Origin of the sequence: Cyanobium sp. Lug-B (assembly GCF_024345635.1) — a bacterium.
GTDB lineage: Bacteria > Cyanobacteriota > Cyanobacteriia > PCC-6307 > Cyanobiaceae > Cyanobium > Cyanobium minutissimum.
Map to the genome: position 1 here is coordinate 43,018 of NZ_JAGQBM010000010.1, position 20,854 is coordinate 63,871.

General features: G+C 64.7%; 26 protein-coding genes and 1 pseudogene. 15 read left to right on the forward strand and 12 right to left on the reverse strand.

What is annotated here, in order from left to right; genetic code table 11:
- Window positions 1-99: 99 nt before the first annotated feature.
- Complete coding sequence (locus KBY81_RS04215; protein ID WP_254975719.1) at window positions 100-825, forward strand: GAF domain-containing protein; 726 nt, start codon at window positions 100-102, stop codon at window positions 823-825.
- On the opposite strand, the gene KBY81_RS04220 is transcribed toward KBY81_RS04215, so the two are convergent.
- Complete coding sequence (locus KBY81_RS04220) at window positions 802-2,286, reverse strand: glycosyl hydrolase family 57 (protein WP_254975720.1); 1,485 nt, start codon at window positions 2,284-2,286, stop codon at window positions 802-804. The genes KBY81_RS04215 and KBY81_RS04220 overlap by 24 nt on opposite strands.
- A 185-nt stretch (window positions 2,287-2,471) precedes the next feature.
- On the opposite strand from KBY81_RS04220, the gene KBY81_RS04225 reads away from it, so the two are divergent.
- A complete protein-coding gene (locus KBY81_RS04225) occupies window positions 2,472-2,711 on the forward strand; it encodes a hypothetical protein (protein ID WP_106221772.1) in 240 nt (79 codons plus the stop codon).
- A 74-nt stretch (window positions 2,712-2,785) separates the two neighbouring features.
- A complete protein-coding gene (locus KBY81_RS04230; protein WP_254975721.1) occupies window positions 2,786-2,977 on the forward strand; it encodes a hypothetical protein in 192 nt (63 codons plus the stop codon).
- Here KBY81_RS04230 and dcd read toward each other — a convergent pair.
- Complete coding sequence (gene dcd / locus KBY81_RS04235; RefSeq protein WP_106221768.1) at window positions 2,974-3,498, reverse strand: dCTP deaminase; 525 nt, start codon at window positions 3,496-3,498, stop codon at window positions 2,974-2,976. The genes KBY81_RS04230 and dcd overlap by 4 nt on opposite strands.
- Window positions 3,499-3,620: 122 nt before the next feature.
- Here dcd and KBY81_RS04240 point away from each other — a divergent pair, with 122 nt between their 5' ends.
- Window positions 3,621-4,640 (forward strand): NAD(P)-dependent alcohol dehydrogenase, encoded by a 1,020-nt coding sequence (locus KBY81_RS04240; RefSeq protein WP_254975722.1) that lies wholly within the window; start codon window positions 3,621-3,623, stop codon window positions 4,638-4,640.
- Window positions 4,641-4,691: 51 nt separating this feature from the next.
- Here KBY81_RS04240 and KBY81_RS04245 read toward each other — a convergent pair whose 3' ends face one another.
- The 4 genes from KBY81_RS04245 to KBY81_RS04260 all read right to left on the reverse strand — a co-directional run bounded on the left by KBY81_RS04245 (window position 4,692) and on the right by KBY81_RS04260 (window position 9,143).
- Complete coding sequence (locus tag KBY81_RS04245; protein WP_254975723.1) at window positions 4,692-5,999, reverse strand: hypothetical protein; 1,308 nt, start codon at window positions 5,997-5,999, stop codon at window positions 4,692-4,694.
- Entirely contained in the window at window positions 5,996-7,216 is a 1,221-nt protein-coding gene (locus KBY81_RS04250) for a S9 family peptidase (protein ID WP_254975724.1), read from the reverse strand. The genes KBY81_RS04245 and KBY81_RS04250 overlap by 4 nt, the downstream gene beginning before the upstream one ends.
- Before the next feature lie 10 nt (window positions 7,217-7,226).
- Window positions 7,227-8,777 (reverse strand): class I adenylate-forming enzyme family protein, encoded by a 1,551-nt coding sequence (locus KBY81_RS04255; RefSeq protein WP_254975725.1) that lies wholly within the window; start codon window positions 8,775-8,777, stop codon window positions 7,227-7,229.
- A gap of 126 nt (window positions 8,778-8,903) precedes the next feature.
- On the reverse strand, window positions 8,904-9,143 hold the full coding sequence (locus tag KBY81_RS04260) for a type II toxin-antitoxin system HicB family antitoxin (protein ID WP_106221760.1): 240 nt from the start codon (window positions 9,141-9,143) through the stop codon (window positions 8,904-8,906).
- A gap of 44 nt (window positions 9,144-9,187) precedes the next feature.
- On the opposite strand from KBY81_RS04260, the gene KBY81_RS04265 reads away from it, so the two are divergent.
- The gene (locus KBY81_RS04265; protein WP_254975726.1) at window positions 9,188-9,328 is read left to right on the forward strand and encodes a hypothetical protein; all 141 of its coding nucleotides are present in this window, start codon (window positions 9,188-9,190) and stop codon (window positions 9,326-9,328) included.
- A gap of 85 nt (window positions 9,329-9,413) precedes the next feature.
- Here KBY81_RS04265 and KBY81_RS04270 read toward each other — a convergent pair whose 3' ends face one another.
- The 5 genes and pseudogenes from KBY81_RS04270 to KBY81_RS04285 all read right to left on the reverse strand — a co-directional run bounded on the left by KBY81_RS04270 (window position 9,414) and on the right by KBY81_RS04285 (window position 11,131).
- Window positions 9,414-9,647 (reverse strand): DUF4926 domain-containing protein, encoded by a 234-nt coding sequence (locus tag KBY81_RS04270; protein WP_254975727.1) that lies wholly within the window; start codon window positions 9,645-9,647, stop codon window positions 9,414-9,416.
- Between the two features lie 3 nt (window positions 9,648-9,650).
- A pseudogene (locus KBY81_RS16690) lies at window positions 9,651-9,980 on the reverse strand (DUF6883 domain-containing protein).
- A gap of 122 nt (window positions 9,981-10,102) precedes the next feature.
- On the reverse strand, window positions 10,103-10,348 hold the full coding sequence (locus tag KBY81_RS04275) for a hypothetical protein (protein WP_254975728.1): 246 nt from the start codon (window positions 10,346-10,348) through the stop codon (window positions 10,103-10,105).
- On the reverse strand, window positions 10,345-10,554 hold the full coding sequence (locus tag KBY81_RS04280) for an addiction module protein (RefSeq protein WP_254972444.1): 210 nt from the start codon (window positions 10,552-10,554) through the stop codon (window positions 10,345-10,347). Before KBY81_RS04280 ends, KBY81_RS04275 begins: the two co-directional genes overlap by 4 nt.
- A 259-nt stretch (window positions 10,555-10,813) precedes the next feature.
- Window positions 10,814-11,131 (reverse strand): nucleotidyltransferase family protein, encoded by a 318-nt coding sequence (locus KBY81_RS04285; protein WP_254975729.1) that lies wholly within the window; start codon window positions 11,129-11,131, stop codon window positions 10,814-10,816.
- Between the two features lie 117 nt (window positions 11,132-11,248).
- On the opposite strand from KBY81_RS04285, the gene KBY81_RS04290 reads away from it, so the two are divergent.
- The 5 genes from KBY81_RS04290 (at window position 11,249) to KBY81_RS04305 (ending at window position 13,689) form a co-directional block, all read left to right on the forward strand.
- Entirely contained in the window at window positions 11,249-11,566 is a 318-nt protein-coding gene (locus tag KBY81_RS04290; RefSeq protein WP_254975730.1) for a hypothetical protein, read from the forward strand.
- A 22-nt stretch (window positions 11,567-11,588) separates the two neighbouring features.
- Window positions 11,589-11,771 carry a hypothetical protein gene (locus KBY81_RS16695; RefSeq protein ID WP_396103656.1) on the forward strand — a complete coding sequence of 61 codons (183 nt, stop codon included), beginning with the start codon at window positions 11,589-11,591 and terminating at the stop codon, window positions 11,769-11,771.
- Window positions 11,708-11,947 (forward strand): hypothetical protein, encoded by a 240-nt coding sequence (locus tag KBY81_RS04295; RefSeq protein ID WP_254975731.1) that lies wholly within the window; start codon window positions 11,708-11,710, stop codon window positions 11,945-11,947. Before KBY81_RS16695 ends, KBY81_RS04295 begins: the two co-directional genes overlap by 64 nt.
- A gap of 108 nt (window positions 11,948-12,055) precedes the next feature.
- On the forward strand, window positions 12,056-12,601 hold the full coding sequence (locus KBY81_RS04300; RefSeq protein ID WP_254975732.1) for a DnaJ domain-containing protein: 546 nt from the start codon (window positions 12,056-12,058) through the stop codon (window positions 12,599-12,601).
- Window positions 12,602-12,609: 8 nt separating this feature from the next.
- Window positions 12,610-13,689 carry a hypothetical protein gene (locus tag KBY81_RS04305; RefSeq protein WP_254975733.1) on the forward strand — a complete coding sequence of 360 codons (1,080 nt, stop codon included), beginning with the start codon at window positions 12,610-12,612 and terminating at the stop codon, window positions 13,687-13,689.
- A 42-nt stretch (window positions 13,690-13,731) separates the two neighbouring features.
- Here the strand turns inward: KBY81_RS04305 and KBY81_RS04310 are convergent, their stop codons facing one another.
- The gene (locus KBY81_RS04310; RefSeq protein WP_254975734.1) at window positions 13,732-15,957 is read right to left on the reverse strand and encodes a GTP-binding protein; all 2,226 of its coding nucleotides are present in this window, start codon (window positions 15,955-15,957) and stop codon (window positions 13,732-13,734) included.
- A gap of 250 nt (window positions 15,958-16,207) precedes the next feature.
- Between KBY81_RS04310 and KBY81_RS04315 the strand changes: the two genes are divergently transcribed.
- From KBY81_RS04315 to KBY81_RS04335, 5 genes are all read left to right on the forward strand, one after another.
- Window positions 16,208-19,360: a DUF3427 domain-containing protein gene (locus tag KBY81_RS04315; protein WP_254975735.1), complete on the forward strand. Its 3,153-nt coding sequence runs from the start codon at window positions 16,208-16,210 to the stop codon at window positions 19,358-19,360.
- A 38-nt stretch (window positions 19,361-19,398) separates the two neighbouring features.
- Window positions 19,399-19,695, forward strand: a complete 297-nt coding sequence (locus KBY81_RS04320; protein ID WP_106221736.1) for a nucleotidyltransferase family protein — start codon at window positions 19,399-19,401, stop codon at window positions 19,693-19,695.
- A complete protein-coding gene (locus KBY81_RS04325; protein WP_106221734.1) occupies window positions 19,679-20,035 on the forward strand; it encodes a DUF86 domain-containing protein in 357 nt (118 codons plus the stop codon). Before KBY81_RS04320 ends, KBY81_RS04325 begins: the two co-directional genes overlap by 17 nt.
- Window positions 20,036-20,216: 181 nt before the next feature.
- Entirely contained in the window at window positions 20,217-20,462 is a 246-nt protein-coding gene (locus KBY81_RS04330; RefSeq protein WP_254975736.1) for a hypothetical protein, read from the forward strand.
- The gene (locus KBY81_RS04335; protein ID WP_106221730.1) at window positions 20,462-20,854 is read left to right on the forward strand and encodes a type II toxin-antitoxin system VapC family toxin; all 393 of its coding nucleotides are present in this window, start codon (window positions 20,462-20,464) and stop codon (window positions 20,852-20,854) included. Before KBY81_RS04330 ends, KBY81_RS04335 begins: the two co-directional genes overlap by 1 nt.

Genomic DNA, 20,854 nt, shown 5'->3' on the forward strand with positions numbered 1-20,854 from the left:
TGCGGCCAGGTGCGCAGCGTCCGGAGGGGTAAGGAGATGTGAACCTCCCTCAGGCCCCCGAAAGGCCTTGCCTACGTTTGGGCAGGTGAAGGGCTCTCCATGCGCGCGAACGTGGCTCCCCGCGAGGCGGCACGGCTGGAGGCCCTGAACGATTACCGCATCCTGGATACGGAAAGCGAGCAGTCGTACGACGACATCACCTTCCTGGCCGCCCAGCTCTGCGACGTGCCGATCGCCCTGGTCAGCCTGGTGGATGCGGATCGTCAGTGGTTCAAGTCCCGGGTGGGTCTGTCGGCCAGCGAAACGAGCCGGGATGTGTCCTTCTGTGCCCACGCGATTCTCGGCGACCGGACCCTCGTGGTGAAGGATGCCCGTGTGGATGAACGCTTCCGGGACAATCCGCTGGTCTGCAGCGAACCCAACATCGTCTTCTATCTGGGGGTGCCCCTGTGCACACCGGGCGGGGCCAAGATCGGCACGCTGTGCGTCATCGATCAACGGCCCCGTGAGCTCAGTGACCTGCAGATCCGCTCCCTCGAAACCCTGGCCCACCAGGTGGTGCTGCAACTGGAACTGAGACGGATCTCCGACCAGCTGGCCGCCGCCCTGCAGCGCATCGAGGTGATGGAGACCCTGATTCCGATCTGCTCCTACTGCAAGGGCATCCGCAACGACCAGGGCTACTGGGAATCCGTGGAGTCCTTCATCAAGAGCCACGACAACGTCGAGTTCTCCCACGGCGTCTGCAATGCCTGCATGGCCCGGTACTTCCCCGAAGTGGCTCCGCTCCCGGAAGGGGATTCAGGCGAGGGCGCCCAGGGCTGAGGCCCCCCTCGCGATCGCCGCCTCCCCGCGCCGGTGGATCTCACGGGCGTAGTCGGTCCAGGTGCCCTGGCCCCAGTAGCGGAAGCAGCTGGTTTCCAGCAGCAGCAGGTGGAGCAGGGCCTCCTGATAGGGCTGGGTGCGCGTCACGGCGGGATCCTCCGCCACCAGGGGATCGAACACCTGGTGGAAGCGGGCGCTGAGCAGGTTCATGGGCTCCAGCACGTTGGCGTAGCCCTCCACCCAGCTGAGGTCATTGGTCCAGGAGGCGCCGGCCATCGAGAAGGAGGGGTCGCCGGCCTGGAGCCCGGTGATGGCCGTCTCCACGGTCTGGGGGGTGGGGGTGGCGCCGATGTGCTGCCACAGCCGGTGCTGCCCCACCGCCTGGATCACCGGGAAGGCCGCGTCGCCCACCCCGGCCGCTTCGAGCAGCTCGAGATATTCGCTGCCGTTGATCGCCACCGTGCCGCCGCTGCCGCCGCCGTCCTGGGCCGCCAGGCGCCGGTGGGCCTGGAGGAAGGCCGGCGGGAACTCGTTCATCATCACGCCGCCGTTCTCGCCGTCGGCGATCTGGGCCACCAGCGCCGGCACCGCCGTGCCACCCAGGGGCAGCCGGCCCAGCCCCAGGGCCTCGTAACAGGGCTGCATCTGGCCCACCAGCTTGGTGTCGGAGCCCTGGGTCTTGATCAGCGCCGTGATCGACACCTCCTCGCCGCTGGAGCTGCGGGCCACCAGCCGGTTGGGGAGCAGCGTCTGCTCCCGGGTGAGGCTGCTGCCATCGGGATTCTCGACGCTGTGCTCCTGCACCAGCAGCCAGCGGTAGCCGCAGTCCCGCAGGGCGCTCACGAAGGCGAACAATGTGTCGGGGTGGTTGGGCAGGTGCATCTCCGGGGGCGAAAAGCCCTTCACCCGCTGCAGGGCCTCGCTGCCGAAGAGGGCTGCGAAGTGGTGCTGCCAGGCCAGGATCTGCAGCTTCAGATCGGGGATCGGCGTGGAGGGCGCCACGGCGTGGCTCCAGAACGTGCCGAGCCACTCCACATGGGGCACGACGGCGGGATCACAGGCCAGGACGGTGAGCGCCTCGAGGATGTCGGCGCGGCCCATCTGCTGGAACCCCCAAAGCAGATTGCCGGAGTAATCGAGCATGATCCGCGGGTTGGCGCCCTCGCCGATCAGCTGGGGGATCAGGTCGGCCAGGCGCCGGTAGCAGTGGGCGAAGGGTTCGGCGTTGTGGTTGTCGCCCTCGCCGGGGTGCTCGAGCATGTACTGCAGGTGCGAGATCAGCGCGCCATCGGCACCCGCAGGGATCGTGGGCTGGTGCATGTGCAGTGCACAGGCAAAGGCCGAGGTGATCGCCTCGAGCCGCAGGTTGGTGCGGGGCAGCGCTACGGGCCCGCTCTGCTGCACCAGGGCCAGGATCTCGGCTTCACGGCCGGCGATCGGCGGCAGGGAGGGATGGGGCATCGGCGGCGGCGCGGGCGGGGTGCGATGCGCGGGCCATCGACGTTCCCGCCGATCCTGGCCAGGCGAAGCGAATGGCGCCAGCGACGGCGGACCCGTGCGGATCACGGCGGCCCAACCTCCCTAGGGTTGATCAACTGCAAGTCCGCCCCGTGCCGAAGCCATCCCTCGCCCTGGCCGCCGGGCTCATGGCCCTGCCGCTGCTGAGCGTTCCTCTGCTCACTCCGGACCCGGCGCTGGCCCAGAAGCGGATTCCCAAGCTGCCGGGCCAGAACGAATGCCCGCTGGGGTATGTCAACGACCTCAAGCAGCACTGCAACTCGCCGATCTACTACGAGGTGCGGCCCACCTACGGCAAGCCCTGCCTCTCGGGCTGGATGAACATCGGGGCGGGTTACTGCAAGAAGAAGACGCTGGGGATCTTCTGAGGGGCCAGGCCGCAACGACAAAGGCGGGCCAAGGTCGTGCTCATCACTACTTCTGATCCTTGCTGGTGGACGTGATGAGTGCTGCGGAGGCCAACCGCTCCTTCTCCCGTCTGCTGCGGGAGGTGGCGGATTCCACGGCCGGGGTGCTGGCCGGGGCCATGGATCTGTGCGTGGACCACCAACTCGGCAGCTGGGACGCCCCCGTGCTGAGCGTGGCCGCCGGCGCCGACGCCCGGCTGTTGCTGCAGCTCACCGAGAACCCTTAGAAGCTGTCTTCCGTCTGGCCGGCGAAGCGGCCGGCGTAGCTCTCGATGCCCTGCAGCTTCTGGAACACGAACTGACAGATCGCCGTGCCGGGATGCACCGCCAGGGGAGCGGGGCCGAAGTTGCTCATCTCCAGCACCTGCTGGCTGTCGATCCCCGGCCCCATGAAGGGGGCGCTGATGTGCACCATCAGGCCCAGCCGCGCGAAACGGCTGCGGCCCTCCAGCCAGCCGCAGAGGCCGGGGCCGAGGCGCAGCCGCTCCTGGGTGATCCCGAGCACCGTCTCGCCCGGCATGATCAGGATGTGCTGGCCCTCCGGCACTTCGATCTTCTCGGTGAGCTGGCGGTAGTCGGTGTTCTCGCCCACCTCGATCACCTGATGCACCTTGCGGAAGACGCGGAAGGTGCGGGCGAGGGTGAGGTCGAGGGAGGCGGGGCCCAGCCGCTCGGGGGCGAAGGGGGTGACCCCGATCGTGCCCGCTTCGATCGCCTGCAGGATCGCCTCTCTGCCGAGAACGCTCATGTCTTTCGCTGGGCACAGGCGATGGAGGATTGTCTCAGGCGGCAGGCCTGCGGGGGCCATGGGGGTGCGGCCATGGGCTGGGCAGGGCTTCCTAGGCTCGGCACGGCCGCCCGGCAACTTCCATGTCCGCACCGATCCAGGCCCTCGCCGCCCCCGGCGCCGGGCAACCGCTTGAGCCCTTCAGCTACACCCCAGGCCCCTTGGGCTGCGAGGAGGTGGAGATCGCCGTCGAGAGCTGCGGCATCTGCCACAGCGATCTCTCCATGCTCGACAACGACTGGGGCATGACCGCCTATCCGTTTGTTCCCGGCCACGAAGTGATCGGGCGGGTGGTCGCCCTCGGGGAGCACACCAAGCGCCTGAGCATCGGTGACCGGGTTGGGCTGGGCTGGTTCTCCGGCAGTTGCGGTGCCTGCGATCAGTGCCTCTCCGGCAACCAGAACCTCTGCCTCAACGCCGAGGCCACCATCGTCGGGCGGCACGGTGGCTTCGCCACGCGGGTGCGGGCCCAGTGGACGTGGGTGGCCCCCCTGCCGGAGGGTCTCGACACCGAGAAGGCCGGCCCGCTGCTCTGCGGCGGCATCACCGTCTTCAACCCGATCGTGGAGCTCGGCATCCAACCCACCGACAGCGTGGCGGTGATCGGGATCGGCGGGCTGGGTCACATGGCCCTGAAGTTTCTGCGGGCCTGGGGATGCGACGTCACCGCCTTCACCACCAGCGACTCGAAACGGGAGGAAGCGCTCCAGCTGGGCGCCCATCGCACCTTGAACTCCCGCAACGCCGAAGAACTGGCCCAGGCGGCAAGCAGCTTCGACTTCATCCTCAACACCACCAACGCCAACCTCGACTGGAACACCTACATCGCCGCCCTCAAACCCAAGGGCCGGCTGCACACCGTGGGGGCCGTGCCTGAACCGATCGCCCTGGCGGCCTTCCCGATGATTCTCGGGCAGAAGAGCCTCTCCGGCTCGCCCCTGGGCAGCCCATCCACCACCGACAAGATGCTGCAGTTCAGCTGCCGCCACGGCATCGCCCCCACCACGGAGTTCTTCCCGATGTCGCGGGTCAATGAAGCCCTGGATCACCTCCGCGCCGGCAAAGCCCGCTACCGCATCGTGCTGATCAACGACCTCGGCTGAGGCGCGCCTGCAGCGGCTTGGTCTGCGCCGTGGTGGCACCCGCATGGGGCCTCAGGCGGTCGGCCGGGGTCCCCGGTCCAGGTCGTCGATGGTCTGCTCCAGCAGATCGCGGCCGCTGTCGTAGACGATGCGCGGCGCCGGCCGGCCGGACTCGGTGGCGCCGAGACGGCGGGCGACGGCCCGGCGGCGCTTCAGCTGGGGATCGGCGCTGCGGGCCGCCTTGGCCCAGGCCTGGCGGCGGCGATTGCGGGCGGCGATGGCACGGTTGCGCCCGTACTGCAGCGGCAGGCGGGCCAGGGGCAGGAGCAGCAGCAACAGGGCATAGCCGATGGCGAAGCGCGCCAGCCAGGCCACCGGGGGCAGCCAGGCGGGGGTGATCGCCAGCAGCCACGGCGAGAGCACCAGCAGGGCCCCGACGGCGACGCCATAGGCGACCCTTTGCCCGGCTCCGGCCCGGCTGAAGCGAAAGGCCCGCTCGCGCAGGGGCGGCACCGGCCCATCCCCGCCGGCGGCGCGGGCGGGAAGGGAGGGGAAGCCATAGATCAGGTCCCCGTCCTCACTCACCTCGGGGCGGCCGTCGAAGCGCAGCAGCACCGGCAGCATGGCGGCATCGGCGAGGTCCCGGCGGCGGTCGGGATCGGAGGGGCAGTCGGGCAGATCGAGCAGAGGGGCGAGGTCCTCGGCGATCACCACGCCACCGCGCTTGCGCAGGAAGGCGCCGATGCGGCGCCAGCGCTGCGGCTCGAAGCGGGCATTGGGATCGCCATCGCCGAACAGGATCGAGAACACGGCGCTGAGGAAGCCCAGGGAGGCCGGATCAGCGCCTTCACCGGGCAGGTCCCAGAGCAGGCTCCACAGCTGCTGCGGCGTGACGGAGGCGGAGCCCTGGCGCGCCGGGGCCCGGAGGCCGGAGGCGAGCAGATCCAGGATCGAGAGGGGCACCTGGGCCAGCCCCTGCAGCAACGCCAGGCCGGCATCGTCGGCGTCGTCGCTGGTGAACAGCCGCACGACCAGCAGCACCGACAGGATCAGCACCACCAGGGTGGTGACCAGCAGCAGCACCACCCCGAAGCTGAGCCGGATCAGGCGGGCGGCCAGGCGCAGGGTCGCCTGCAGCCGGGCCTGCAGCCGGCGGCGGCCGCTGAGGGCCAGCAGCCGCATCCGAAGCGCGGGGGGGAAGACGAACAGCAGGGTGCCGTCCTCGGCCACCTGCAGATGGCCGGACACTTCGGCCACCAGGGCCAGCAGCCCCGGCTCGACCTCCTGCAGGGACAGGCCGGTGCCGGCGGCCACCTCGCCGACGCTGCAGCGGCGCCCGCGGTTGCCGATCCAGTCGAGCAGGGCGGCTTCCTCGGTCATCGGCCTGGGTCAGAGGTGCGGGGGCTCGCGAACACCGCCTCCAGCCAGTCGTAGGCCCGCTGGTGGAACAGGGAGCGTGCCGTCTCCTCGCAATGGCCGCCAGCGCCCTCGGCGGTGGTGAAGCGCACCAGGGTGCGGGGACAGCGCAGCGCGGCATGCAGCTGTTCCGCGAAGCGGGCGATCGGATCGGCCTCCGCCCAGGCCACGAAGGTGGGGCAGCGGATCTTCTCGGCGCGCCCCCGGAGGCTGTAGTCGCCGGCGATGCGGAGGTAGTCGGCGATGGAATCGAGGCCGTGCACCCAGAGGGCCCGCCGAAAGGTCCAGTGCAGGTAGGGATCGGAGCGGACCAGGGCCTCGAAGGCCTCGAGATCGGCGGGGGTGATCTGGGGCAGCCGCTCACGCGCGGCCGGGTCCAGCGGCAGGAACGTGCGCAGCGCCTCGAGCAGGTCCCATTGGCCGGGATCGGCGATGCAGGCCGCCAGGCGGTGTTCGCCGCTGGCCGCGCGGGGCGCCAGATAGCCGCCGAAACTCCAGCCGATCAGCGCGATCCGCTGCGGATCCACCTCCGGGCGGGTGAGGGCATAGTCGACCACCGGGCCCACCACGGCCTCCCAGTCGGGGCGGAACACCAGGCCCTGGTGGATGAGGGGCCGGCCCTGGCCGGGGCCGTCGAAGGTGAGGCAGTGGTAGCCGCGGCGGACGGCGGCCACGGCATGGGCGAAGTGCGCCTCGTGCACGGTGGCGTCGTAGCCGTTGGTGGCGATCAGGGTGGGGCGCGGCAGGCCCGAGTCATCGGCACGGTGGAAGTAGCCGGGGAGGGTGGTGCCCTCGTAGGGGATCTCCACGGCCTCCACGGCCGGCGTCATCAGGGCGGCCGCCCGGGCGAACGCCCCGGCCTCCCGGTCGAAGGCCTCCAGCAGCCGGGGATCCACGGGCGCCCCGAAGAGCGGCAGCCAGGCGGTGCGGTAGTAGTTGCTGGCCCGCAGCCAGGCCTCCCGGGCACTCACCGCGTGGCCGGCCGCCGCACAGGCGTCGGCGATCTCGCTCACCCGATCCGCCGTCGCGCTCCAGGCCCGGAACCAGCTGTCCCCATCCCCGGGGGTGATCTGCGACGCCGTGACGAGGCACTCGCCGAAATCCGCCCCGCCGTAGGGGGCGTGCGACAGGGCGCGGAACGCGAAGCGCTCGAAGAGGGGATCGGCGAAGAAGAGGCCCATGGGGAGAAGCTCAGGAGGCGTGCCGTGCATCGGCCGCCAGCTGCCGCAGGGCCAGCCGGTCGGTCTTGCCCACCGGAGTGAGGGGCAGCTCCTCGAGCACGCGGATCTCCTCCGGCGCCTTGTAGCCGACCCGGGCCCGGGCAAAGGCGATCAGTTCGGCTTCGCTGGGGGCGGGCTGGTCCGGGCGCAGGGTGACGTAGGCCCACACGTTCTCGCCGTGCACCGGGTCCTGGATGCCGATCACCCCCACCAGATCCACGGCCGGATGTTCAGAGAGCGCCTCCTCCACCTCCTGGGGGCAGATGTTGGAGCTGTCGTGGACGATGATCTGTTTGCGGCGGCCGCAGAACCAGAAGAAGCCGTCGGCGTCGACCCGCATCTCATCGCCGGTGTCGAGCCAGCCCTGCTGGATGGTGTCGGCGGTGGCCTGGGGGTTGTCCCAGTAGCCCACCATCATCGAAGGCGCCTGGATCCAGAGGCGGCCCTGCTCTCCCGGGGCCACCTCGGTGCCGTCCTCGTGGCGCAGGCTGGCGCTGAACCCCGGGCAGAGCCGGCCGACGGAGCCGATCCGGTTCGGTCCCGACGGGGGCGCCAGGGTGGTGTAGCCGATCTCGCTCATGCCGAAGCATTCGTCGATGCCGAAGCCCGCGGCCCGGCGGAACTCCTCCTGCAGCTGATGGGGCACCTTGTCGCCGCCGCTGATGCAGAGACGCACCGAGCCCAGATCCGTCGGAAGCAGCCGTGCATCCCGCAGCAGCTCGAACAGGGCGGCGGGCAGCATCAGCAGCAGCGAGGGCCGGTGGCGCCGCAACAGGCTTTCCACGGTGGCCGCATCGATGCGGCTGGCGATCGCGGCGGAGGCGCCGGCGGCCAGGGCCGCCAGCACGAGGGCCGAAGAGGCGATGTGGGCCAGGGAGCTGCCGGCCAGCACCTCCTCCCCGGCCCGCAGTTCGCTGGCCTGGATGAAGGAGGTGAGCACCGCGGCGAAGCTGGCCCGGCTGTGGGTGACACCCTTCGGCCGGCCGGTGCTGCCGGAAGTGAAATAAATGAAGGAAGGTTCCTCGCCGGCCAGCCCAGGCCAGGGCGGATCGTCGCCGGCGGTAGGGGCCGCGGCCAGCAGGGGCTCGAAACCGGAGGGATCATCGATGCGGTGGCAGCCGAGGGGCAGTTGGCCCGCCACGGCGCTGGCCTGCACATCGGCCAGCCGTTCGCCGTGGAACACCAGGGCCGCGGCGCCGCTCACCGTCAGCGCATGGTCGATCTCCGGGGGCACATAGCGGTAGTTGAGAGGGGTGAGCACCAGGCCGCTGCGCAGCCCGGCCAGGTAATGGACGACCAGCTCCACCCGGTTGGGGATCAGGGAGGCGAGCCGGTCACCCCGCCGGAGGCCCAGCCGCTGGTAAGCCCGGGCCAGCTGCTCCACCTGGTGATCGAGCTCGGCCCAGCTGAGGCTGTGGTCCAGATCCTGCAGCGCCGCTGCCGCCGGATCGCCCCCCAGGCCGGCCTGCAGGAGGCGGGCCAGGTCGACCAGTGGGGCCAGGGGCGGGCCGTGGTGGGGCATGGAATGCCGCAAGCCCGCCCACTCTGGCAGCGCTTCCTGGTCGGGGGACTGCATGGGGGCAGACCATCGCCGAAGGCAGACGCTTGAGGTTCGTGGTTCAGCGGTGGCTGAGGAATTCCTCCAGGGTCATGCCGGCACCACGATCTGCTGCAGGCCCACGAAGTCGCTTTCCAGGACCAGCTCGCCGTCCTCCAGGAGCATGGCGATCACCTCCTGGAGGTTGGCCTGCAGCTCATCAAGGGTCTCCCCCTGGCTGTGGGCGCCGGGGAAGCCCTGGACATAGCCCACAAGCATTCCTGTGTCCGCGCAGCGCTCGATGGCGGCGGAGAACGTATGCACAGCCTCTGCTTCTTTCAGTGGATTCATCGTAGGCAACCTGCCAGGTCTGGCCGAGGGGGGTGATGGAGGGCATGGCATCGCGACAGGGCTTCTCCTCCGCAAGTGCCACCCCCTGTCACACCCGCCAGCGCCTGCGCGAGACCACCGCCGAGCAGATGCGCATGAGCCACATCGACCCACCGCTCATGCTGCAGGGACTGCTGGGCCTCTGATTTACCAGGCAACAGCCAGTCCCGCCCCGGCGCACGACGTGGCCCGGCGGATCCTGGCAAGCGAGAGGCTGAACGATGTCGAATCTCAGGGATTGGCCGTTGCCAATGAACGCACAGCGATCAGATCCTGATCACCAATTGCTCGGAGGCTGCTGCTTGAAAGCGTCAACAGCGATTGGGTGCGTCCCGATGCAGCGACAAACTCAACCTTGAGATTTGCCGGGGCGTGAATAGCTACGACAGCACCGAGATCGCCCAACTGCAGACCAGCCTCAGGAATGTCGTGGGTGAGAGCAACTGTCTGGTGCAAGACGAACATGACTTACTCCGGAAATGCGGTGACGAGCCTTGGCTGTCTGGAATGATCGGGGATCAGCCAGACCGTTCTGAATGGTCTGGATGCCCCGTTGGGGCCTTTCAACGTAGCACTGATGACTACTTTCATCCCATAGGCACTGATCTCGATCCGCTGAACCGTCCCAGTCTGGCCATGGTGGAGCAGATCATCACGAAGTCAGGTCCAGGATTCAACGGTGTAGCCGAGTGAACTAAAGACGCTTGCCTTGAAGCGACCAACTGGATGCGTGTCTGAGAGCAGATAGTCGCAGATCTTGGCTTCGTCAACGATCGCGTTGTCTGCATGGGGGAGCATTCGTGGGCCAGGGTGATCGCCGGGGCTTCTCCTCCACAAGTGCCACCCCTGTCTCACCCAGCAGTGGTGCGTTCAGGTGCGCTGCTGCCAGCGCCGGGGATCCTGACGGCCGTGCAGGGCAATCACCAGGATTCAGCACCCTGCTCTCGGAAGTACACGGCATAGGGAAACCTCCGCAGCACGAGCCTGCGGGTCTGCCCGTGAATCAGGGGGAAGGATCGGGGATCGCGGCGGATGCGCTCCACCGCAGCAGCGAAGGCTTCAGCGAAGTCCCGAGCCAACGCCAGCTCTAGCCGGCTGTACCAACGCTGGGTTTCCAGCAGATGCTCCACCGCCTCCGGCAGGAAGCGAATCGCGGGCCTGGTCATCCGATGCCGAGCTGGCTCCGCACCTCATCCCAGGGCACAGCCGCTTCGGGGTTGTCGCGATGGGTCGCCCAGCGCCGGTCGAGTTCGGCGCAGAGGGCGGGGTCCACCGGCAGCGCCCCATCCCGGGACTGGTCATCGAGGCTGTCCCACAGGGCGATCGCCAAGGCCAACCGCTCGCACGGCGGTAGCAGCAGGAGGTCAGACATGGGCGCCATCGCCACCACACCCAGCGAAGGACTCACTGTAGGCACGTTCAAAAGGGGGCAAAGGGAATGGAGAGATGGATGCCATCGCGCATGGGCTGCGTGGTGCCAATTCGTCAGTACTCCAAGCAGATCACATCCAGAGCATCTTCTCCTTCCTCCTGATCCAATACCTCAGAATTGGCAATCAGAGACTGGGATTTGCGCTGGGCACGCTTGAGCGCGCTCAGGAGGCTCAGGAGGACATCCTTCTGGTCCTCCGTCACGCCGTGAGGCCCTCCTGCTCAATCCTCTTTCGGAGGGTTGGGGCCATGCGATCCCGCAAGCGCACCAGGTCGACGGGACACTGCATCAGCTCTTCCAGCTCCTGTTTCAAGTGCACCAGGGCGTAGGGCGTGAGCGGATCAAGCTGGACCCAGACATCGAGATCGCTGTCTGGGCGGGCATCGCCGCGGGCAACGGAGCCGAACAGGCCGAGCCCCACCACATGAAAACGGCGGTGCCAGTCAGGCTGGCGCTGACGGAGGCGGTTGAGCACCTCTTCGGCCGTGAGAGGTGATAACGGTGCTGTCCGGGTCATGGGTCCATTGTGCTGGCCCTTTGGGCAAGGTACCAATGCCACCCCAGCCAGGAAGCCCCCATACCCCCGCCCCCCTCTGGCACCTACGGGCGCCTGCGGCACTCCATCGCCAAGCGCATGCGCATGGGCCCCATCGACCAACCCCTGATGCTCATGGAACTCCTGGGCCGCCGGAGCCCCGCCCAACCGCACGACGTGGCCCGGCGGATCCTGGGAAGCGCCTGGTGGGCCGGGTTCACCTTCAACGGCATCACCGCCTATGGCGATGGCCACGACAGCCTGATCGGCGGCGACGCGTTGAGCGATGGCGAGCGCGACGCGCTGCTGGAGCTCTGCCGCCAGCGCCTCGACGCCTTCCGCGAGCGGCGCGGCGAAGAGGTGGTTGCCCACCGCAGCCGCCACCGCAGCCCGATCAGCGGCTCGGTGAAAACATGACGGCTCCGACGCCATCAGCAACCTGCAGGCCCTCTGCTTCCGCTGCAACGCCGGCAAGCGCGACGGCTGTTTGCCTACGCAAGAGGGTGCACCGACTTCCGCGGCGTACAGCCCAGCTACGGCCACCGCGAAGCGGGTTGTGTGTTCTGCGCGCTGGAGGGCAGCGGCCGGGTGCTGCTGGAGAACGAGGGGCACAGCCTGGTGATCCCGCGTCGTCATGGGGCCGACGGGCTGGAGCTGCACCAGCCGGAGTGGAACGCCGTGGTGGAGCTGCTGAAGCTGCGGCGGGAGCAGCTGAGCGCCCAGGACGCGTCGATCAGAGGCTGGGCTGGTTCGCTCAACGCAAGAGGGGGGCTGAACTCAGGCGAGGCGGCGGGGTAGACGGTGTTTCAGGCGCACTGGCATCTGTTTCCGCGACGAACAGGTGATGACAAATCCCCCCGAGGAGGCGTTCGGGGGGTTATCAAGGGCAAACAGCAGTCCTGAGCCGTGGCTACCAAGACGCAAACGCGCAAGAAGCTTGATCGACCAGCGGTCTTGGCAAGGATCGAGGAGATCCTCTCAGCTGGGGCTCCGGATGCCGATACTCTGCTGGCGTTTGCAGAGTTCATCAACGGAAAGCCGTTTCCTGAACCTGTTCTCACGCTGACAGAGCTCAAAACGGCAGTCTGCAAGGTCTTTGGCAGCAAGAACGCCACAGAGCTGCGCAAGTCAAGTGAATTCAACCTCGCGATGGCGGGCCGCACGTTTGATCTCAAAACAAAGGCCGATTGGCTCAAGCTCTATCGGGAGTGGGTTGGAGTTCCCCATAGCGAGCGTGCCAAAACTGACAAAACATCGATTAACGGCATCGATGTCTTAGAGAATTTCAGACCATGGCATGTGTTCTCACTTGACCCATCAACAGCCAGCGCCGAAGACATCAAAGAAGCCTTCCGCAGGCTCGCCAAGGAACACCATCCCGATGTTGGGGGCGATCCGCGCGTCATGGAGCGGCTCCAAAAAATGCGTGATTCCCTCCTTGCCTTCCTTTAAGTAATACGATGACGACAACATCCAAGCGATCACGTGATGCCTTCTCATTTCAGGAGACAGCCAGAATTCTTGGCATCAGCCCCAAGAAGCTGAACGGCATCTGCCTATTCTTTGATACACATGCTGATGACGAATGGGAGTTGGTAGAAGGGGAGTTCTTTGAATACGAGCCTGGCCAAGCTCGCAGCCGGCGCTTTTACGAAGAAGGCGTGATGGCCCTGGCGAAGTATCTGGAGGAGAAGGAAGGTGGGAGCATTTTAGCCAAGATTCATGAGTTCTTTACCCAGCACCGTGCACGGGTAACACGCACACTCGTCAAACGGCGCATCATTCAAGTCACTCAAGATCGGAGCGCCATCAAGATCCGAGGTGATCTGGTTTTTCTGGAGCAGCGCTCAGTTGTCAGGGTGCTGGGCACCAATGGCAAAGGGATGGCTGGCACCATCACACGGATACAGGAAGAGAGCTCTGGCCTAGAAGGTGCTGAGGGCTTAGAGATCGGTGTACATTTTGATAGCTTTGAGGGCAACGATCAGCGCCATTGGAGCCAGCGTGGCATCGTGCGCCTGGCGAAGACGATGAGGGACAAAGGAAGGATCACCAAGGCACGAAAGGCATGGGTGAAAGCTGTTGCCGATGTGGCGGAGGAATGCTTTGAGGTCCAGCGAAAGCTGCTCGAAAGCCATGAAGCCAGAGTGAAGGCCGCGAAGGAAAAAGTTCGGCAGAGGGCACTCCGTAAAGATGGTCCTGGCTGTGCCGTTTCTGGCTACAAACCATCTGCCTCTGATCAACATCCAGTTGAACTGGAGGCGCATCATCTTTTCGATGCCAGCTCACGCCCCGACCTGGCAGCCTATGAAGACAACTTAATCGCTATCAGCAGCAGTATTCATCGAAACTTTCACAAGTGGATGGGCTCAAAACCTTGCGAGCCCAAAGACTTTGTTGATTATCTCTTAGGCAATGAGATGAACCATTTTGATGGGCCACCGAGCGCTAAAAAAAGGAAGGAGCAGAAGCTTCAAAAGCTGATGAATCGGTTTGAGCTACTACAGGCCAGATTTGAGGGAAATCACTTACTGTACTAATGCCTAGATAACCTAAAAATGGGAACAGTATTGTCAGGTCGTCTAGAGGGTAGGCTTGAATTTGCGAAACAGTTCCTTGATGAGCGCGTCTTCGCTGTCACTGTCAAGATCTTCCCACGATGTAGTACTAGATTCCACGTCATCATCACAGCTGTCCCAACGTTCCCTTGCTCTCTCTAGGAGACCATCGATTGAGTAAGCCATTTTGAGCATCAGAACATCACTTTGATCGAGCATCCCATAGTGTTTTAGCAACGAATCCACACATCCCTCAGCAAATGCGAAAACGTCGTCTTCGTCGTTGCATTCGTCTAAACCATCGCTCTCGTTAATGATGTCATCGATATCCTCCTCAAGCGACTGAAGAATTTGCTCTTTCAGCAGAGTCTTTACCTCATTAAATCCTGCAACATCTGCAAGCACAACGTAGAAGTCGTTTAACTGGCTGTGTCCGAAAGATCGACAGTTCAAGGCTTCGAGATATTTTGTCTCGCCCACACCAAAAGCAAAAATCTTCTCAAGAATCGAGGCTAATCGATAGCTGGAGATTCCGGGTGCTCTGGCCAGATCAAGTTTAGTGAATTGTTCTATTGCAATCTTGAGGAGAGGTGTCTCATCCTCAAGGTATAGGGCAAGATCAAGTGCAATTGCGAATCGATTGTCATCAGTATCCAGATATCGATCTAGCAACAAGGAAGAAACTGAAGTGGCTTCGGAACGCCTCATCTTTTTTGACCTGATGAGATCATTGTAGAACTTCACGACGTTTTCAGAGTCCAAGGCAGCCACTAGCTTCCTTGCTTCTCCTAAGCTGTTTATTCTGCCAATTACGAAGTCTGAGACCGACGGGTTGAACTGAGAATAGATCGTTTCCATCTGACCGATATTTTTCACTAGTAGAGAATTGCAAACCAGCCGCGAGGTGTAGCTGAAGTCCCTTGGCTGATTACTAGTCGGAACAAACTGATACTCTCGGAGTGCCAATTCGTAGGCCTGTGACAGAACACCTTCCGAGGCTTTCCCACCGGCTGCAACACATAGCTTTACCAGGATCCGAGCTTGTTCGTCCAGTTGAACTGTATAACAGTGATCCCAGATCTGATCCGGTCTCTCAAGATGATCGTGGAGCGACTTTGCCAAAGATTTGCTATTTTGCCCTTCAACTGTAAGCCCGAATGCAATAAGTCGTGGATTAAAGTTTCTGTGATCAATAACCTTGCAAAAGAAGTCATCTACAGCAATCTCAGATTTCATTCGATCATCTAGAGCACTATGCCAGAGGTGCGTATAAAGAATCTTCGCTTTCGTAATTCTAGAGTACCTGTTGATATTGATAACATACTGACGCCTGGCGAGCCCGTATGTTCGAAATGACTGGCTAAAAATCTCTGCCTTTCCGATGATATTAGCCCGCGAAGTTAAGATGATCCTCTTATTGGGCTCGTTGCGAACTTGGTCAAGGAGTCGCACAATTGACGAATCCTGATTTCCGGAAACCGCTGCGAAGTAATTTGCGCCAAGAAAGTCATCAAAGTAAAGAAGTACTTTCTTGTCCGGATCGGTCAAATCGATGGGATACTGCGTAATGTCGCCTTCAATCACATCGATTCGGTAGCCCTCTTTCATGTGCACTTGGCAAAGGTATTCAGCAAGAGTCGTTTTACCAACACCGGGCTCACCCGACAGTACAACAACATGCGAGGTGTTCATCGACTCTAAGGCGGGCCGAAAATCTTCAGTTTCAACAAAAAGCTTATTGATGCGTTGCAGCCGGTCCTTTAGCGCGATCTCCCTTGCATTTATCTCAGGATGCAAGAAGAGGGACAAAGAATTAGCACTGTCAGACCAAAGCTTATAGTACGTTCTATGGACGTCGGGGAATTCCCTTAGAAGAGCATTGACTTCGTCACTCCCTAGAATATCCCTTGATTCAAGAGGAACCCCTGAGAAAGCTGCAATAATCTTATTCTTGTTTAGCGGACTGAGACCCAATGATGTCACAAAGAAATACCTTGAAGTTTGCAGTGTTTTTGCCTTTTCGCATTCTGAGCTCTTGATCTTGGATATCAATTTTGAGATACCAGATCCGCGGTAGTGTTTTGTTTGGATGACTCCAATACCCTTCGCCCAGGATAGGCGGCCGTCAATTCCGCCATCTCGGCCAGGCTTAAATCTCTCGATCGCACAGCCGAGCTTCTTTGCCAGAAGATCGTTAACAAGGTCCTGAAATTCTATGTCGGTAAGCTCTTCAAATGTGTATGTTTTCATAAGAACTCTGTGCACATAAAGTATCAATCTAGCTTTTAGTTAGGTGGTTGCGTACAAAGCCCCTCATGCCGCTCTGCATTCCGGAAGAGGCATAGATGGCGGCAACGCTGATATGAGTCGACCCCTTGCAAAAGCACTAACCTCATCCTGGTTGTGGTATCGAAGCGCATGTTATGCGGATCCGCATAACATGCGCTCAGCTGGGTCGTACTCGTGTCGATCTAAGGCACCCCAAGCGCCTAGCCACCCCATGCCCGACCAGGCCCCACCCCCCGGCCTCTACCAGCAACTCCTCACCGAGGGCCTGGAGCAGCAACTGGGCCTGCTGGCGCGCGATCTCTATGACAAGGACGGCCTCGATCCCCAGGAAGCCCCGCGCCTGTTGGCCCGGCACCTGGCGGGTCTGGCCCGCATCGCCCTGGAGCACCTGAGCGGAGGCGCCACCCCTGAGCACCAGCTGGCCCTGGTGAACCAACTGGTGGGCCTGCTCCAGAGCAATGCACCCCGCGCCATCTCCACGGGCGACCTACTGCACCCCTCCGCCCAGCTGCTCTCGGAGATCCGATCCACGGCGCTCCTACCCGGCCAGGCCGAAACCACCCGCCCGCTCATCCCCCTGGCCGACAGCACCCTGCTGGTGAACGCCAGCGGCGAACCGTCGGTGGGCCAGGCGCTGATCCACGAAATCCCCTCCGCCCAGCGGATCGACCTGCTCTGCGCCTTCATCAAGTGGAGCGGCCTGCGCCTGCTCCAGCCGGCCCTCTCGGCCTTCCTGCAAGCCCAGCCCCGACGGCAGTTGCGGGTGCTCACCACCGTCTACCTGGGCGCCACCGACCGCCGCGCCCTCGATTGGCTGGTGGCCCACGGCGCCGAGGTGCGCGTCAGCTACGACACCCGCCGCACCCGCCTGCACGCCAAAGCCTGGCTGTTCCATCGGCCTGGCCTTTCGGGCTCTCCCCCTGCCTCCACCGCTTACATCGGCTCCTCCAACCTCTCCACCGCCGCCCTGCACGACGGCCTGGAGTGGAACGTGCGCCTCTCCGCCCACGACAACGAGGGCATCCTGGCCAAGTTCCAGGCCGCCTTTGAGAGCTACTGGGAGGAGGGCGAGTTCGAGCCCTACCGGGCCAGCGAACTGGAGCAGCGCCGCTTTGATCGGGCCGTGCGAGAGGAGTCGGTTGGGGACTCGGCCGCGGACGCCACCCCGCTCAGCTTCTTCGACATCCGCCCCTACGCCTACCAGCAGGAGATCCTCGACAAGCTGTCGGCCGAGCGCAGCCTCCATGGCCGCTGGCGCAACCTGGTGGTGGCCGCCACTGGCACGGGCAAAACCGTGATCGCCGCCCTCGATTACGCCCGCCAGAGCGGTCCGGGGCACCCGAGCCTGCTGTTCGTGGCCCACCGGCGCGAGATCCTGCAGCAGAGCCTCGCCACCTTCCGCCAGGTGCTGCGCGATGGGTCCTTCGGCGAGCTGCTGGTGGATGGCCAGCGCCCCAGCCAGTGGCGCCACGTGTTCGCCTCGGTGCAGTCGCTCGCTGGGCTGGATCCGGCCGACCTGGCGCCGGACACGTTCGACGTGGTGATCGTCGATGAGTTCCACCACGCCGCATCCGCCAGCTACGAGCGCTGGCTGCGCCACCTGGCGCCCGTCCTGCTGTTGGGCCTCACCGCCACCCCCGAGCGCACCGGCGGCGAGGACATCCTCCATTGGTTTGATGGCCGCATTGCCGCCGAGCTGCGTCTCTGGAGCGCCTTAGAGCAGGGGCTGCTGTGCCCGTTCCACTACTTCGGCCTTCACGACGGCACCGACCTCTCGCGGATCGAATGGCGCCGCAACGGCTACGCCACAGAGGCCCTCTCCAACCTCTACACCGCCGACGACGCCCGCCTGCGCCTGGTCCTGCGCGAACTGGCAGACAAGGTCACCAACCTGGATTCGATGCGGGCCCTGGGCTTCTGCGTGAGCGTGGAGCACGCCCATTGGATGGCCCGCAAGTTCGTGGCCGCCGGCCTGCGCGCCGCCGCCCTGGATGCCTCCAGCCCCCGGGAGCAGCGCGCCGAGCAGATCCGCCGCCTGCGCGCCGGCGAGCTGCAGATCCTGTTTGCCGTGGATCTGTTCAACGAAGGCCTCGACATCCCAGAGATCGACACGGTGCTGTTCCTGCGGCCCACCGAGAGCGCGATCGTGTTCCTGCAACAGCTCGGCCGCGGTCTGCGCCTCTGCCGGGGCAAGAGCTGCCTCACGGTGCTCGATTTCATCGGCCAGGCGCACCGGAATTTCCGCTTCGACCTGCGCTACCGCGCCCTGCTCGGCGGCACGCGCGACCAGCTGGAGCAGCAAATCAAAGACGGGTTTCCCTTCCTGCCGGCCGGCTGCAGCCTGCAGCTCGATCGGGTGTCGAGCGAGCGGGTGCTGGCCAATCTGCGCGAGTCGCTGCCCACGCGCCGACCCCAGCTGCTCGCCGAAGCTCGCCGCCTTGGGCGCCGCTCGCTGGCGGGGTTGCTGGAGGGGCTGGGGATGGAGCTGGGCGAGTTCTACAAGGTGGCGGGCTCCTGGGCGTTGCTGCAGCGGGAGTTGGGGTGGCTGGCGGCGGGGGCGGCCATCGGCGATGAGGAGCGGTTGGGGCGGGGAATTGCCGGCGGGCTGCTGCATCTGGACGACCCTCAGCGGCTGCACTGGTTGGCGGATCAGCTGCAGCGCGCGGCACCGCCCGATCCGGCGGGCTTCAATCCAGAGACGGAACGCAGCTGGCGCATGCTGATGGCCCAGCTATGGGGCAGCGGCCGGCAGCACCTGCCCCTGGCCGAGGCCCTCGTCCGGCTCTGGGCCGCCGCCGACCTCCGCGCCGAACTGTTGGAGCTGTTCGCGCTGCTGCTCGAGCGCACCGACCACCTGGTGAGCCCGCTCGACTGGGACCGCGCCGATCCGCCCCCCATCCCCCTCAAACTCCACGGCCGCTACTCCCGCGCCGAGGTGTTCGCCGCCTTTGGGTTGCTGAACGAGGCCCGCCCTTTCCCCGGCCGCGAGGGCGTGTTCTTTGATGACGCCACCCAGTGCGACGTGTTCTTCATCACCCTCAAGAAGAGTGAGCGCCTGTTCTCCCCAACCACCCGCTACAACGATTACGCCATCTCCCCGTGGGAGTTCCACTGGGAGAGCCAGAGCCTCACCCGGGAAGCGTCCGCCACCGGGCAGAGATACATCCACCACGTGGCGCGCGGCAGCCGGGTGATGCTGTTCGTGCGGGAGGAGAACAGGCGCGGCGGGGTGACCATGCCGTTCCTCTGTCTGGGCTTTGCCGACTACGTGAGCCACGAGGGCGAGCGGCCGATGGCGATTCGATGGCGGCTGCAGCGGGCGATTCCGGCGGCGTTCGTGCCGGAGTTGGCGTTGGCGGTTTAGCGTCATGCCAGGCTCCGCTTCAGCGCTCACTGCCGGCCATGGACGTCAGTTCCGAAACGTTGATCAGCCGGTTGCGCCAGCACGCGCCCGTCTGGAGTGAGCGTTTCGGCGTACGCAGCCTGCGGATCTTCGGCTCCTGGGCCCGCGGCACGGCAACACCGAGCAGCGATGTGGATCTGCTGGTGGCCTTTGACGGCCCTGCCACGGCCAGACGCTTCTATGGCCTCCAGCTGTTCCTGGAAGATCTGCTCCAGCAACCTGTCGATCTGGTGACGGAACAAGCACTCCGGCAGGAGCTCAGGCCTGCGGTTGAGGCGGATGCCATCACCCTCTGACGGCAACCCGAAACGCGATTGGCGCCTCTATGCGCAGGACATGGATCGGTTTGCCCGTCGCGCCGTGCGCTACTGCGCCGATCTGAACCGTGCGCAGTTCGAGGCAAATCAGCTGATGCAGGACGCCGTTCTTCGCAACATCGAGCTGATCGGCGAGGCCGCCACTCGCATCCCAGAGGAGGTGAGGATCGCCCATCCTGAGATTGCCTGGCGGGAGATCATCGCGATGCGCAATCAACTGATCCACGCCTACCTGGGGGTCGATCTTGATGTGGTGTGGGATGTGATCCAGGTGGAATTGCCGCTGCTGATCCTTCAGCTGAAGACCGTTCTGTCCTGACGGGCCACCTGGTCGTGAGGGGATCAGGAGCCCCTTGGATCCACCGCGAAGGCGTGCTCGGGCACCAGAGCAGCGCCACCGACCTGCAGTTCATCGCCCTGCGGAAGCGTCACCGATGCGTCGAGCGATACATGCAAAGCGCATGCGCTACGAGTAGCCTAGATTCACGAGTGGCGTAGCCATGCCATCCCTGCAGATCCGCGACCTGCCTGAACCGCTGCACCGGTTGCTGCAGCACCGCGCCCAGGTGCAAAAGCGCAGTCTCAGCCAGCAGGCGCTGGTGGATCTCGAGGCCATCGCCGGCGAGGATGGGCGCGAGCGTCGCCGCCTGGTGCTCGACCGCATCGCCCGGCGCGGGCCCCTGGTCACCGCGCTGGCCGGAGATCAGACGCCGGAAGCGCTGATCCGCGCCGACCGCGAGCGCTGATGGCCCTCGCCTGCGTTCTCGATGCCTCGGCTGCCGTGCGGCTGATCCTTGGGGATCCCGCCGCTGCTGCCGTGGCGGAGCAGATCCGCGAGGCGGCCGTGGTGTTGGCCCCGGAGCTGATGCTCACCGAGCTGGCCAACACCCTCTGGAAACTGCAAAAGGCTGGTCACCTGGCTGATCTCGATCCCCAGCAGCTGCTGGCCGAGGCCCGCGATCTGGTGGATCGGGTGGAAGCCGACCGCCACCTGCAGGCCGAGGCCCTTGCCCTGGCCTGCCATCACGATCACCCCGTCTACGACTGCCTCTATCTGGCATTAGCCCGGCGTGAAGCCGCCACCTTGATCAGCCTCGATCGTCGCCTGCAGCAGCTGGCCGAGCGGGTGCTGCCCTGA

Bases quoted from the DNA above. Each gene is read 5' to 3' on its own strand.
- KBY81_RS04215 (WP_254975719.1), top strand. From the start codon at position 100: ATGCGCGCGAACGTGGCTCCCCGCGAGGCGGCACGGCTGGAGGCCCTG.
- KBY81_RS04220 (WP_254975720.1), bottom strand. From the start codon at position 2,286: ATGCCCCATCCCTCCCTGCCGCCGATCGCCGGCCGTGAAGCCGAGATC.
- KBY81_RS04225 (WP_106221772.1), top strand. From the start codon at position 2,472: ATGGCCCTGCCGCTGCTGAGCGTTCCTCTGCTCACTCCGGACCCGGCG.
- KBY81_RS04230 (WP_254975721.1), top strand. From the start codon at position 2,786: ATGAGTGCTGCGGAGGCCAACCGCTCCTTCTCCCGTCTGCTGCGGGAG.
- dcd (WP_106221768.1), bottom strand. From the start codon at position 3,498: ATGAGCGTTCTCGGCAGAGAGGCGATCCTGCAGGCGATCGAAGCGGGC.
- KBY81_RS04240 (WP_254975722.1), top strand. From the start codon at position 3,621: ATGTCCGCACCGATCCAGGCCCTCGCCGCCCCCGGCGCCGGGCAACCG.
- KBY81_RS04245 (WP_254975723.1), bottom strand. From the start codon at position 5,999: ATGACCGAGGAAGCCGCCCTGCTCGACTGGATCGGCAACCGCGGGCGC.
- KBY81_RS04250 (WP_254975724.1), bottom strand. From the start codon at position 7,216: ATGGGCCTCTTCTTCGCCGATCCCCTCTTCGAGCGCTTCGCGTTCCGC.
- KBY81_RS04255 (WP_254975725.1), bottom strand. From the start codon at position 8,777: ATGCCCCACCACGGCCCGCCCCTGGCCCCACTGGTCGACCTGGCCCGC.
- KBY81_RS04260 (WP_106221760.1), bottom strand. From the start codon at position 9,143: ATGAATCCACTGAAAGAAGCAGAGGCTGTGCATACGTTCTCCGCCGCC.
- KBY81_RS04265 (WP_254975726.1), top strand. From the start codon at position 9,188: ATGGCATCGCGACAGGGCTTCTCCTCCGCAAGTGCCACCCCCTGTCAC.
- KBY81_RS04270 (WP_254975727.1), bottom strand. From the start codon at position 9,647: ATGTTCGTCTTGCACCAGACAGTTGCTCTCACCCACGACATTCCTGAG.
- KBY81_RS04275 (WP_254975728.1), bottom strand. From the start codon at position 10,348: ATGACCAGGCCCGCGATTCGCTTCCTGCCGGAGGCGGTGGAGCATCTG.
- KBY81_RS04280 (WP_254972444.1), bottom strand. From the start codon at position 10,554: ATGTCTGACCTCCTGCTGCTACCGCCGTGCGAGCGGTTGGCCTTGGCG.
- KBY81_RS04285 (WP_254975729.1), bottom strand. From the start codon at position 11,131: ATGACCCGGACAGCACCGTTATCACCTCTCACGGCCGAAGAGGTGCTC.
- KBY81_RS04290 (WP_254975730.1), top strand. From the start codon at position 11,249: ATGCGCATGGGCCCCATCGACCAACCCCTGATGCTCATGGAACTCCTG.
- KBY81_RS04305 (WP_254975733.1), top strand. From the start codon at position 12,610: ATGACGACAACATCCAAGCGATCACGTGATGCCTTCTCATTTCAGGAG.
- KBY81_RS04310 (WP_254975734.1), bottom strand. From the start codon at position 15,957: ATGAAAACATACACATTTGAAGAGCTTACCGACATAGAATTTCAGGAC.
- KBY81_RS04315 (WP_254975735.1), top strand. From the start codon at position 16,208: ATGCCCGACCAGGCCCCACCCCCCGGCCTCTACCAGCAACTCCTCACC.
- KBY81_RS04320 (WP_106221736.1), top strand. From the start codon at position 19,399: ATGGACGTCAGTTCCGAAACGTTGATCAGCCGGTTGCGCCAGCACGCG.
- KBY81_RS04325 (WP_106221734.1), top strand. From the start codon at position 19,679: ATGCCATCACCCTCTGACGGCAACCCGAAACGCGATTGGCGCCTCTAT.
- KBY81_RS04330 (WP_254975736.1), top strand. From the start codon at position 20,217: ATGCCATCCCTGCAGATCCGCGACCTGCCTGAACCGCTGCACCGGTTG.
- KBY81_RS04335 (WP_106221730.1), top strand. From the start codon at position 20,462: ATGGCCCTCGCCTGCGTTCTCGATGCCTCGGCTGCCGTGCGGCTGATC.